This window comes from Crocosphaera chwakensis CCY0110 (assembly GCF_000169335.1).
Classification (GTDB): Bacteria; Cyanobacteriota; Cyanobacteriia; order Cyanobacteriales; family Microcystaceae; genus Crocosphaera; species Crocosphaera chwakensis.
On record NZ_AAXW01000041.1, the window covers coordinates 1 to 11,799 of the forward strand.

12 protein-coding genes are annotated in these 11,799 nt (G+C 35.2%); 9 read left to right on the forward strand and 3 right to left on the reverse strand.

Annotation, left to right across the window (positions count from 1 at the left end; translation table 11 throughout):
* Positions 1–104: 104 nt before the first annotated feature.
* Positions 105–275 (reverse strand): photosystem II assembly protein Psb34, encoded by a 171-nt coding sequence (psb34, locus tag CY0110_RS30040; protein WP_008277300.1) that lies wholly within the window; start codon positions 273–275, stop codon positions 105–107.
* A gap of 149 nt (positions 276–424) precedes the next feature.
* Here psb34 and CY0110_RS19715 point away from each other — a divergent pair, with 149 nt between their 5' ends.
* The 5 genes from CY0110_RS19715 to CY0110_RS19735 all read left to right on the forward strand — a co-directional run bounded on the left by CY0110_RS19715 (position 425) and on the right by CY0110_RS19735 (position 4,766).
* A complete protein-coding gene (locus CY0110_RS19715) occupies positions 425–868 on the forward strand; it encodes a hypothetical protein (protein ID WP_008277301.1) in 444 nt (147 codons plus the stop codon).
* A gap of 570 nt (positions 869–1,438) precedes the next feature.
* The gene (locus CY0110_RS19720; protein WP_008277302.1) at positions 1,439–3,721 is read left to right on the forward strand and encodes a sensor histidine kinase; all 2,283 of its coding nucleotides are present in this window, start codon (positions 1,439–1,441) and stop codon (positions 3,719–3,721) included.
* Complete coding sequence (locus tag CY0110_RS19725) at positions 3,693–4,139, forward strand: response regulator (protein WP_008277303.1); 447 nt, start codon at positions 3,693–3,695, stop codon at positions 4,137–4,139. Before CY0110_RS19720 ends, CY0110_RS19725 begins: the two co-directional genes overlap by 29 nt.
* A 37-nt stretch (positions 4,140–4,176) precedes the next feature.
* Positions 4,177–4,416: a hypothetical protein gene (locus CY0110_RS19730; RefSeq protein WP_008277304.1), complete on the forward strand. Its 240-nt coding sequence runs from the start codon at positions 4,177–4,179 to the stop codon at positions 4,414–4,416.
* A 14-nt stretch (positions 4,417–4,430) separates the two neighbouring features.
* Positions 4,431–4,766: a XisI protein gene (locus tag CY0110_RS19735; RefSeq protein ID WP_008277305.1), complete on the forward strand. Its 336-nt coding sequence runs from the start codon at positions 4,431–4,433 to the stop codon at positions 4,764–4,766.
* Positions 4,767–5,112: 346 nt separating this feature from the next.
* Here CY0110_RS19735 and CY0110_RS28780 read toward each other — a convergent pair whose 3' ends face one another.
* Positions 5,113–7,158 (reverse strand): FG-GAP repeat domain-containing protein, encoded by a 2,046-nt coding sequence (locus CY0110_RS28780; protein WP_008277306.1) that lies wholly within the window; start codon positions 7,156–7,158, stop codon positions 5,113–5,115.
* 381 nt (positions 7,159–7,539) lie between these two features.
* On the opposite strand from CY0110_RS28780, the gene CY0110_RS19745 reads away from it, so the two are divergent.
* From CY0110_RS19745 to CY0110_RS19755, 3 genes are all read left to right on the forward strand, one after another.
* Positions 7,540–7,749 (forward strand): type II toxin-antitoxin system HicB family antitoxin, encoded by a 210-nt coding sequence (locus tag CY0110_RS19745; protein ID WP_198139214.1) that lies wholly within the window; start codon positions 7,540–7,542, stop codon positions 7,747–7,749.
* The gene (locus CY0110_RS19750) at positions 7,742–7,987 is read left to right on the forward strand and encodes a type II toxin-antitoxin system HicA family toxin (RefSeq protein ID WP_008277308.1); all 246 of its coding nucleotides are present in this window, start codon (positions 7,742–7,744) and stop codon (positions 7,985–7,987) included. The genes CY0110_RS19745 and CY0110_RS19750 overlap by 8 nt, the downstream gene beginning before the upstream one ends.
* 132 nt (positions 7,988–8,119) lie before the next feature.
* Positions 8,120–9,304: an aspartate aminotransferase gene (locus CY0110_RS19755; protein WP_008277309.1), complete on the forward strand. Its 1,185-nt coding sequence runs from the start codon at positions 8,120–8,122 to the stop codon at positions 9,302–9,304.
* A 282-nt stretch (positions 9,305–9,586) separates the two neighbouring features.
* Here CY0110_RS19755 and CY0110_RS19760 read toward each other — a convergent pair whose 3' ends face one another.
* On the reverse strand, positions 9,587–10,627 hold the full coding sequence (locus CY0110_RS19760; protein ID WP_008277310.1) for a catalase family protein: 1,041 nt from the start codon (positions 10,625–10,627) through the stop codon (positions 9,587–9,589).
* A gap of 282 nt (positions 10,628–10,909) precedes the next feature.
* On the opposite strand from CY0110_RS19760, the gene CY0110_RS19765 reads away from it, so the two are divergent.
* A complete protein-coding gene (locus CY0110_RS19765; protein WP_008277311.1) occupies positions 10,910–11,665 on the forward strand; it encodes a biliverdin-producing heme oxygenase in 756 nt (251 codons plus the stop codon).
* Positions 11,666–11,799: the final 134 nt, after the last annotated feature.

Here is an 11,799-nt window from a genome sequence, read left to right on the forward strand (position 1 = left end):
GCAAAAGAAACAATTTTATTCAAAAGATACGGAAACAGCAAAAAACCTCAGTCACACTGAGGTCAAACGGGAGAAATTTGAGATGTCAAGCAAGAGATGAATTCTTAGCTAATAACCGTAGAAACAATAACTAAGCTGGCGACGAATAATGTAGCGATAGCTCCTTGAATTAAGTAGCGACGTTGTTGGTAGGGAGCAGGAAACTCAGCGTAGTAAGGTTTGGTTTCAATTGCATAAGTATTGGTAAGTCCGTTATCAAGTTGGGTGGTGTACATAGTTTGTTGCCTCCGATTGCTCTTCATATAAATTAATATAACAAACAATGTAATATTTTGTAAAGATTGCTTGACAAAATATTGCTGATGCTGATGATAATGTGAGCTTATCAATGGTTTACAGATAATTTAGATTAATTAATTTGAACATGAAACATAATTATTTTTTACTATGGTTTGTATTCTTAAGTATTATGTTTGTTCCTAAAAATGCCTATGGGAATGAGGTATGGTCAACGGAAGAATATACAGTAATTTATCTTGAAGACAGACAAAGGACGGCTGTTTGGAGTTATGGAGATGGATTAGGACATATTTTTATAGATGGTTTAGGAGGTAAATTTAAGAATAGAGGATCTTATAATGGTTATTGGGTACAAGAATCATCTTCTCTCCGTTGCGATACTTATAGAGAAGGGATGGATGGTGAACCTAGTTATTATTGGGGTAGATTTGAGATTACATTTATTGACCCGGATTTTCCTTCCCGTTGGCAAGCTAAGTTTGGTCTTTGTGATCAAAACCCTACTATTGTTCTTAATGGAACTCCTGTTGGTAATTTTTCGAGTTCAGTTCCACCTTCGATAGATTAATAAAAACGTAATTATTAAATAAAGAAAGATCAAGATAATGAATCAAGTCCTTTCTCTCGTTCCTGTGTCATCAATAACCCTTTAGTCAATTGGTGTTTTTGCAGTTTTAATGTTAGGTTTATTTGATCTTTCTCTATTTATTGCTGATTCACGCCAACAAGTTAAATTTTAATTTAATGGGCAACAATTGAGTATTACGGTAGATTTATATGGATAGACTATTCCTTTAAATTCTTTGATTATTGATAAGGCTAAAGTAATTAAATTTGGTAAAACCGAACATAATACTGATAAAAGATAACATAATTTTGATGAATAGAGTAAGCAAATTATAATAAAAATATTAAGATTGTTTTTCTTTACATTTCATATTAATTCTTAACCCTTTATCATCTCTATAATATTAATCTTGCGTTATACTGAATTTAATTCTGAGTCAACTGATACACTATTTTATTGCAAGTACATCCATTGAAAATTATACCGCTTCAAGCAAGTTCATATAGGTAAGTTATACGCTTTAGATCAACAATAATTAATTAATTAACCCAGTCAATTGAGGAAAACTTGATGATTAGCAATGTTAAAACCAGTCAAGACATCAATCTGCAAAGATTAGAAGAATTACAAATACATTTATGGGGAAAAACTCAACCTCACGGAGTCTTATTTGTTCTCGATGAGTCTAACCTCAAAATTGTGCAAACTAGCAGCAACACAAAACAATTTTTTGGGATTACACCAGAGGAAATTATTAAGCTAACTTTAGACAATATTTTTGATAGTTTCCAAATTGAACAGTTAAAAACAGGATTAGAAAGCAACAACTTAGATTTTATTAATCCTACCAAACTTTGGGCAAGGGTTGATGGAGATAACTATGTAATTTTTGACGGTGTTTTTCATCGAAATATTGAAGGCTTCTTGATTTTAGAGTTAGAACCAGCTATTTCTCAAGAAAATATACCTTTCTTGAGTTTTTATCATTTAGCCAAAGCTTCTATAAACCAGTTACAAAGTAATGCGAATTTAACGGATTTTTGTCAAATTATTGTTAAGGAAGTCCGTAAGATGACTGGGTTTGATCGAGTCATGTTATATAAATTTGATGAAGACGATCATGGAGAAGTTATAGCAGAAGATAAACTAGAAGAATTAGAACCCTATTTAGGTCTGCATTATCCTGCTTCTGATATTCCCTTACCTGCAAGAAGACTGTTTAGTTCTAACTATATTCGCTTAATTCCTAACGCAAAAGCAGAAGGAGTTGATTTATTTCCCAAGTTACACCCCGTCAATGATACGGCCTTAGATTTAACCCATTCTATCCTCAGAAGTGCCTCCCCTTGTCATCTCGAATACCTGCATAATATGGGTGTAGGTGCATCTTTAACCATCTCCTTAATTGATGAAGGAAAATTATGGGGACTGATCGCCTGTCACCATTTAACCCCGAAATATGTTCCTTATGAATTAAGAAAAGCTTGCGAATTTTTAGGACAAGTTGTCTTTGCTGAAATTTCGGCTAAAGAAGAAACAAAAGACTATGATTACCGCATGAAATTAACAGCAATACAGGGTGGGTTAATTGAATCAATGACCCAAGCTAATACCTTTATAGAAGGGTTAATTAAAAGTAACCAAAATCTCTTAGATTTAACCAGTTCTCAAGGGGTTGTCGTTTGTGTCGGAGATGAGTATAAATTAATAGGAAAAACCCCCAAAGAAGAAGATGTTAAATATTTGCTGCAATGGTTAAAGAAAGAAATTAATGAGGACGTTTTTTCCACTCCTTCTTTACCTAATTTATATGCAGATGCACGAAACTTTAAAGACGTGGCCAGTGGGTTATTAGCGGTTAAGATTTCTCACCGTAATTATATCCTATGGTTCCGTCCCGAAGTGATACAAACGGTTGATTGGGGAGGAGATCCGTCGAAAGCTTACGAAATGCAGAATATTGACGGAAATTTAAAGTTATGTCCCCGAAAATCCTTTGAATTATGGAAAGAAACCGTCCGTCTAACCTCCTTATCCTGGAAACCAGTAGAAATTAAAGCAGCATTAGGGTTAAAAGAAGCGATTGTTAACATTATTCTACGACAAGCGGACGAATTGGCCCAATTAGCCCATGATTTGGAACTTTCTAACGCAGAATTACGGAAATTTGCCTATGTTGCTTCTCATGACCTACAAGAACCTTTAAACCAAGTCTCTAACTACGTGCAACTGTTAGAAATGCGCTACGATGAAGCACTAGATGAAGATGCCAAAGAGTTCATCAACTTTGCCGTCGAAGGGGTCAGCTTGATGCAAACTCTCATTGATGATGTGTTAGCCTATTCTAAAGTGGATATGCGAGACATCGAGTTTCAATTAACTGAGTCTGAAACCGCGCTAGAAAAGGCGATCGCCAATCTTCGGGGACGCATTGCAGACACTAATGCTATCATTACCCATGATCCTCTACCCACGGTCATGGCCGATGGTACTCAGTTAATACAATTGTTCTTAAATTTGATTTCTAATGCGATCAAATTCCGCAAAGAAGCAACCCCAGAAATTCATATTCAAGCGCAACGGTTAGAAGAGGAATGGTTATTTTCTGTAAAAGATAACGGGATGGGGATCGATCCCAGGTTTAGCGATCGCATCTTTGTTATTTTCCAACGGTTACACACCCGTGACGAATATCCAGGTACTGGTATGGGTTTGGCCATTTGTAAGAAAATAATGGAGTGTCATCGCGGTAAAATTTGGGTAGAGTCAGAAGTAGGTCAAGGTGCAACATTCTATTTCACCATACCAGTAGGAGGTCAACAACGTGATCGCAAGAGAGGGTCAACAAGATAAAATTATCCTCTTAGTAGAAGATTCTAAGGCAGATATTCGTCTCGTTCAAGAAGTGCTAAAAACCAGTACCGTTCCCCATCAATTAATGATCGTCAGGAATGGTATGGATGCAATGGCCTACTTGCGAAAAGAAGGGGAGTTTAATGAGTCTCCCCGACCCAATTTAATTATTCTTGATTTGAATTTACCTCGCAAGGATGGGAGGGAAGTCTTAGCAGAAATTAAAAGCGATCCAAATCTTAAACGAATTCCTGTGATTGTCTTAACAACATCGAGTAATGATGAGGATATCCAAGAAAGTTATGATCTTTATGTCAACTGTTATATTACTAAGTCTCGTAACTTAAAAGACTTGTTTAAATTAGTGAAAGGAATTGAATCTTTTTGGTTAGATACGGTTACTTTACCCAATAATTAGTCATATAATAGATAATGATAGATTAGGAGTATAAAGGATGTCAGATTTTGATTTTCATAGAAGATTATCCGCAGTAGAACGAGAAATCAACAAGTTAAAAGATGGATATCAAGAATTAGATAGTGTTGTTGATCCTAAAGGATGGATAGGAGAATCATTTGAGTTGCTTGATAAAGATGTAGAAGCAGTTAAACAAGAAATCTCACAACTGAGACAAGAAGTTAATGGAAAACTTGATGCCATTCTTCAATATTTAACAGGAATGAATAAAAATTAATATGATAGTTTCATATGGATAAATCAACTAAATATCGTCAATTAGTAAAAAATATTTTATTAGAATATACTAATTATAATTCAAACTCTAATGGGTTAGAAACACAGGCAATTTTTGATGAGGAAAGAGAACATTATCAAGTCGTTAATTTTGGATGGGAAGGACAAAAATATGTCCATTATTGTCTCATTCATATTGATTTAAAAGGAGATAAAATTTGGATTCAATGGAATATGACAGAACAAGATATTGCTGAAGATTTAGTTGAATTAGGAGTTTCTGCACAAGATATTGTTATTGGGTTTCATCCTCCTAAGTTGCGTAAATTAACGGATTATGCTGTTGGTTAAAAATTATGTTTTAAATCCTTGCTTTTCTTGAGTTGACATGATATCATGAAAATGATGGAAAAGGTTTGCGCTTCTAACCTTTTGATCAGGTCGTATTTTTTAGATTGGGATAATGCTTTAATTCTGGGTTAATTAACATTGTACGAGTACAATAATAGTATCTTCATATTAATGTGATCGCTCTTTAAATTCTCTGTCATTTTCATTCAAGACAATATAATAATTTAAGCAAAAAGATATGACAAAGAAAAAGGATTTAACACTGTTAAATCCCTACAAATTGATTATATTTAACCGTAGGGGCATAATAATATTATGCCCTTAATTCTATCACATTGAACAAAAATTATATCGGTTTAATAAGATAATACTGGTCTGCATCCGCATTTGATGCAGCGTTACCATTGATTGAAATAAAGTGTTTTGTGACAGGTGAACCTGTGGGATAATTTTGACTCCAAGCCCAAAAGCCAAAGACTCCATTTTGTGTGTCATAGCCTGCAAAAATTGCAGTGTGGCGATGATTATAATTGCCGTTAGAATCAAAGATTGCTATAGCTGAACCAACGGCGACATTTCGGTTTTGAATTACGTTTTCTCCCCGTTTCCAATAACTTGTATTAATTTTTTCTGTATCAGTCATGTCTTTAACTAAATCAACACATTGATACCGATATCCACCGTCTGCTTCAATATATTGACCATCAAATTCACCATTTAAAAGACGGGTTAAATTGCTGGATGTTGTCATTAATGCTGGTGATGGTTCTGGGGTTGGTAATGATGGGGGTTGAGGGGTTGGTGATGGTGTACCCCTATCACCTGTTTCATGTAAAGCTGTACCAGTATGAAGGAGGGCAGATTTAAAGTTAGTAGCTCCTGAAAAAATATGAACTTCTGTGCTACGAGTTCCTGTTGAACTTTTCTTAATAGCAACTAAATCAGCACGTCCATCACGATTCCAATCTGTCATTTCAAATTCAAAATTAGAACCTGTTTCATGTAAAGCTGTACCAGTATTAAGGAGGGCAGATTTAAAGTTAGTAGCTCCTGAAAAAATATGAACTTCTGTGCTACGAGTTCCTGTTGAACTTTTCTTGATAGCAACTAAATCAGCACGTCCATCACGATTCCAATCTGTCATTTCAAATTCAAAATTAGAACCTGTTTCATGGAGTGCTGTACCAGTATTAAGGAGGGCAGATTTAAAGTTAGTAGCTCCTGAAAAAATATGAACTTCTGTGCTACGAGTTCCTGTTGAACTTTTCTTAATAGCAACTAAATCAGAGAATCCATCACGATTCCAATCTGTCATTTCAAATTCAAAATTAGAACCTGTTTCATGTAAAGCTGTACCAGTATTAAGGAGGGCAGATTTAAAGTTAGTAGCTCCTGAAAAAATATGAACTTCTGTGCTACGAGTTCCTGTTGAACTTTTCTTAATAGCAACTAAATCAGAGAATCCATCACGATTCCAATCTGTCATTTCAAATTCAAAATTAGAACCTGTTTCATGGAGTGCTGTACCAGTATTAAGGAGGGCAGATTTAAAGTTAGTAGCTCCTGAAAAAATATGAACTTCTGTGCTACGAGTTCCTGTTGAACTTTTCTTAATAGCAACTAAATCAGCACGTCCATCACGATTCCAATCTGTCATTTCAAATTCAAAATTAGAACCTGTTTCATGGAGTGCTGTCAAATCGAGATTTTGCTCAACTAAAACATCAACCCCACCAATATTAATAACTCCCCAATCATTTTCACTCTGTAATGATGCTAACTCACCATCAGATAATACATCTCCTTGCACCAAATGAGCGAATATTTCTCCTTCATCACCAACAGCATCAGTTACATTAATCTGATAATCTACATAATGCCCTGTTTCCTCTAAAATGACCGAAACAATATCACTTAAACTGTTATTGAGTAGAAAATCCTCTGAGACATAAATCTTACCGGTTGAAGTGGCAAACGCTCCATTTGCATCTCCCATATCCTCAGCAGATAACACCTCAATCTCTGGAAACAGACCAAAATCATCCTTTGCCCATTGTTGCGCTATACTATCAGCGATCGCCTGATTATAACTATCCCCAAAAGCGACAGTGAACGCATCAGAAAACCCCTCATGACTGGCAAATTCAGTTAAAGCATCCTGTGCTATATCCTTAGCTTGATTTAACTTCGTCTCTTGATTGGTACTCTCTCCAAGCATTTGCTCAAAAAAAGCAATTTTTTCGGCTAAAGAATTAATTTCTGCTAAATTCGCTCCTTGTTGGTTTGTGTGAGTAAAAGCAGATAGATTATATTCATCGTTAAAAGAAGACAAAGCTTGCTTTAACTCAGGAGAAAAAGAGGAATTTTCCCCAGACTCAAGATAATTATTCATTAAACCTCTCATGTATTAAAACTGTGAAAAATACTGGCTGATGCTTGTCAATTTGAGAAGATTATGACAAATAATTATTATCAATCGAGTGATAAAGATCGCAATAAAGCAGTGTTCAAAATCATAGTAATTATTACCCTAAAATGACTAACGGATCTTTCAATAATTTATAATGAAGATAAAGTTATTAAACTATTTGGATAGTTTTTTATGTGATATTTTTAACCCAAAATTAATGTTAAAAATATTTGATTTTCTTGACTTGACATGATATTATGAGAACAATAGAAAAGGTGTGCGCTCATAACCTCAGTTTTGAAGGATGTCATCTCTTGTTTTGATACAATCAGATTTTGACATCATTTTTAACGGAATTAGTGAATAATGAATAGAAGATTTACTGCGATTATCTATTGGGAAGAAGATGTTTATGTTGCTGAATGTCCAGAGGTGGGAACAGCAAGTCAAGGAGATAGCATAGAAGAAGCATTAGCTAATCTCAAAGAAGCAACCGAACTATATTTAGAAGAATTTCCTTTACCTAAAACATCCCCTCGTTTATTGACTACATTTGAGGTATTAAGTGCCTAAATTACCTAGAGTGAGTAGTCAAAAAACGCTCAAAACCTTAGAGAAACTAGGATTTGTGCAAATACGACAAAAAGGGAGTCATTTAATTCTCAAAAAAGAAATAAAAAGTGAAGAGGAAGAAATAATTGAAGTCGGTTGTGTTATTCCCATGCAAAGAAAGACTCTGGCAGTAGGAACATTAAAAAATATTTTAAATCAAGCAGGGTTAACAGTTGAGGAATTTCTAGACAATTTGTAAATAATTTATGAACCCTATGAACATAATATTATATTATTTATCTTGGTAGTTATTAATTAACAAAATTTGCAACAGTTTGTAAAGTTTGCTAAGATGGAAGTTTACTTATAATTTGTAAAACCCCCCGTGACTATGAGTTTGAGTTGGATGCGTCGCGCTGATCGCTTAAAAGCTTTACCTCCCTACGTTTTCGCTAGATTAGATGAACTCAAAGCCAAGGCCAGAGAACAAGGATTAGATTTGATAGACTTAGGGATGGGGAACCCTGACGGAATGGCACCGCAACCCGTCATAGAAGGGGCGATCGCAGCCTTACAGCAGCCTCAAACCCACGGTTATCCACCCTTTGAAGGAACTGCTAGTTTTCGTCAAGCCATCACTGCATGGTATCATCGCTGTTATCGAGTGGACTTAGATCCCAGTAGCGAAGCCTTACCTTTAATTGGCTCAAAAGAAGGGTTAGGCCATTTAGCTTTAGCTTACATCAATCCGGGGGATGTAGTCTTAGTTCCCAGTCCCTCTTATCCGGCGCATTTTCGCGGCCCTTTAATTGCCGGGGCTGACCTTTATCCCATTATTTTATCAGAAGAAAAAGACTGGTTAATTGATCTTAATTCTATCCCCGAAAATGTTGCTAAAGCAGCTAAAATTTTATACTTTAATTATCCTAATAATCCTACTACTGCCACTGCACCGAGAGCCTTTTTTGAAGAGATTATTAAGTGGGCAACCCATTACGAAATCATGTTAGTTCATGACTTATGTTATGCCGAATTAGCCTTTGATGGCTATCAACCCACCAGTTTATTAGAAATTCCTGGAGGTAAAGACATTGGTGTAGAATTTCATACCCTTTCTAAAACTTATAATATGGCCGGTTGGCGTGTCGGGTTTGTAGTAGGCAATGCTAAAATTATTCAAGGGTTAAGAACCTTAAAAACTAATTTAGATTATGGTATTTTTTCAGCGGTTCAAGCTGCTGCTGAAACGGCTTTAAATTTACCAGATAGTTATATTAAACAAGTTCAAGAAAGATATCAAACGAGACGAGATTTTCTAATCAAAGGATTAGGAGAATTAGGTTGGAAGATTAAACCCTCTCAAGCTACTATGTATCTTTGGGTTAAATGTCCAAGTGATACTAATTCCACCGATTTTGCCCTGGATGTACTGCAAAAAACAGGGATTGTTTTTACCCCAGGAAATGCCTTTGGAGAAGGGGGGGAAGGGTATGTCAGGATTAGTTTAATTGCAGATTGCGATCGCTTAGGAGAAGCGTTAAACCGTCTGAAACAAGCAGGAATTTGTTATAGATAATATTAGTAAGGAGCTTGTTTATATTGAAATTGATAGTCATTAAAATTATGAAGTAACTTAGGTGTAGTCAGTAGATTAGCACTTTTAATTTGGAGTTGATAAAGACAACCTTATTTCTGCATAATAAATCGAATTATCCCATCATTCTGCCCATTCCCAATCTGGACTCATTAGCGATTTTCCTATTTAATTGTAAACAATATGTTGATTCCAATAAAAACTTATATAGCTCACTTTCAATAGTAAAAGCAAGCTATAGCTATAAAATCAACTAAAGCATTATTAAGCATTATTTATTTTATTACGAAAATCAGCCATATCTCCATAAATTTTACGCGCCCGATTAACTCCCCCCAACGGTCGATATTCTTGTAAACAATTCCAAGGAGAAAAAGATTGTCTTTCGTCCATTTCTATACGTTCTTGATTATTAAATTCTTGTTGAAAAATCCTCATAGTGGCAACTTTAATAAAAGGGGATTCTTTCTCATCCCATAACACCGTCGGATCTTCAATTGGCATTTTTTCTGCATTAGTTTGTAGTTGAATACAGAAGTCAAAATAAGCATCTTTTTTGGCTAAATGCTTAGTCATTGCTTCTCGTAAATAGTTGGTTTTATCTTTAGCTGTTTCAATATTAAATTTTTTCCCTTCAAGGTGAGGAAATACAGCATATTTCATAGCAGTATCCCTAAATTTATAAGGGGTTGCACTCCAATAATTGGCCTCCAAAGGGCTTGTCATAACTTGACTTCTAACTTGATTTAATAAAGGTAAAGAATAAGCGATCGCTTCGTAAGACGCTTTTAGTTCATCAGGAATATGTTTAGGACTTCCATCAGCATTCATACTAATTTTTCCGTCCCGAATACCATTAACAATAGGAAAGAAATCTAAATAAGCTTTAGCATCTCTGAGAAAAAAGATTGGTGTATTAACTGCAATAAAATCTTGTTCATTAGGCACAGAATCTTCAAATGCTTTGCATCCTTTAACCCCTAATAACTTAATCGAAACCCCTCGAATATCGCCCAGGGTATCTGGTTGAAAATTTCCATTTTTATCTGACGCACCACTCCCATTAGAAAAGCGAACCCATATCGGATAAGTTTTAGGTTCAGCAAAAATTCCGACCTTGAATTGATCGGACATATTTTCCTCAATAATAAACTCCCCTTGAACATAACCATGACTTTTGGGATGTTGGGTTCTTGGACTCGGAGAAAACTGATAATCCCTCATCAAAAATTCAAAAATTTCAACTAATTTTTTAATCGTTTGTTGTTCGTCTTCTGGAAAATGTTCTTGACCTAGTTGTGACATAATTACCTCTTACTTTTGCTTAATGTTTCTTCTTTATAACTAAATTTTCAATTATTTCTCTTATTTTTAATGATAAAAACCATTTTCTCTTTAACCAACCTATAACGACAAATCTTTAACTCGCGTTATGTTAAGTTTTGCTAAATTTAGCAGTTAAGTGATAATATAACTGTATAGTAATAAACTGAAATAGAAATTACAGCACTGAGTTTATGGCTTCAGACAGAGAGAGCATTTTTCGTCTAAAGTCTAACCTCTAACTGCTACCAAGAGGTATTGATCATGAGTAATAACTTAGCCCTTAAGCTTCGGGAAGGAACCAGTCATTCTCACACCTTGGCAGAGAATACTGCCTTTACCAAGTGTTTTCTCAAAGGCATTGTTGAAAGAGAACCCTTTCGTAAACTATTAGCTGACTTTTATTTTTTATATTCTACCCTAGAAGAAGAGTTAGAACGCCATAAAGACGATCCTGTTATTAGTAAGATTTATTTTCCCGAATTAAACCGTAAACAAAACTTAGTAAAAGACCTAGAATACTACTACGGAGAAAATTGGGCAGCCGATATTTTCCCATCAGTAGCTGGTCAAACCTATGTCGCAAGAATTCGGGAAGTTTCTCAGATTGAACCTGCCTTATTAGTTGCCCACTCTTATGTTCGTTATATGGGTGATTTATCTGGGGGTCAAAGCTTAAAAAATATTGCTCGTTCAGCTTTAGAATTACCTGCAGATCAAGGAACCCAATTCTATGAATTTGAGCAAATTGCTACCGCAGAAGCTAGACGAGAATTCAAAGGAAAATATCGTGATGGTTTAAATGCTTTACCTATCGATGAAAGCTTAGAACAGAAAATTATTGATGAGGCCAACCACGCCTTTACATTAAACCGTGATGTGGTGCATGAATTAGAAGCTGATGTTAAAGAAGCCATCGGTGATCATGTGTTTGAATTAATCACTCGTCAGGCAATTCCTGGGGCAACTGAACACCCTCATGGTCATGGTCATCCCCACAACGTAGCTATTGCCGAATAAAGCTGTCAATCCTGTTATTACAAAGGGGAAAAGTTAGAAAAATAAACAATTGAGTTGCTATTTTTGTTAAACTAACTTCCCTTTTTTTCTGCTCGATCCTACCTAAGTTATCTAAACTCTTGAGAGGCTAATTA

Excerpts from the sequence above, each read along its gene's own strand:
- psb34 (WP_008277300.1), bottom strand. The coding sequence starts at position 275 with ATGTACACCACCCAACTTGATAACGGACTTACCAATACTTATGCAATT.
- CY0110_RS19760 (WP_008277310.1), bottom strand. The coding sequence starts at position 10,627 with ATGTCACAACTAGGTCAAGAACATTTTCCAGAAGACGAACAACAAACG.
- CY0110_RS19720 (WP_008277302.1), top strand. The coding sequence starts at position 1,439 with ATGATTAGCAATGTTAAAACCAGTCAAGACATCAATCTGCAAAGATTA.
- CY0110_RS19735 (WP_008277305.1), top strand. The coding sequence starts at position 4,431 with ATGGATAAATCAACTAAATATCGTCAATTAGTAAAAAATATTTTATTA.
- CY0110_RS19765 (WP_008277311.1), top strand. The coding sequence starts at position 10,910 with ATGAGTAATAACTTAGCCCTTAAGCTTCGGGAAGGAACCAGTCATTCT.
- CY0110_RS28780 (WP_008277306.1), bottom strand. The coding sequence starts at position 7,158 with ATGAATAATTATCTTGAGTCTGGGGAAAATTCCTCTTTTTCTCCTGAG.
- CY0110_RS19755 (WP_008277309.1), top strand. The coding sequence starts at position 8,120 with ATGAGTTTGAGTTGGATGCGTCGCGCTGATCGCTTAAAAGCTTTACCT.
- CY0110_RS19715 (WP_008277301.1), top strand. The coding sequence starts at position 425 with ATGAAACATAATTATTTTTTACTATGGTTTGTATTCTTAAGTATTATG.
- CY0110_RS19730 (WP_008277304.1), top strand. The coding sequence starts at position 4,177 with ATGTCAGATTTTGATTTTCATAGAAGATTATCCGCAGTAGAACGAGAA.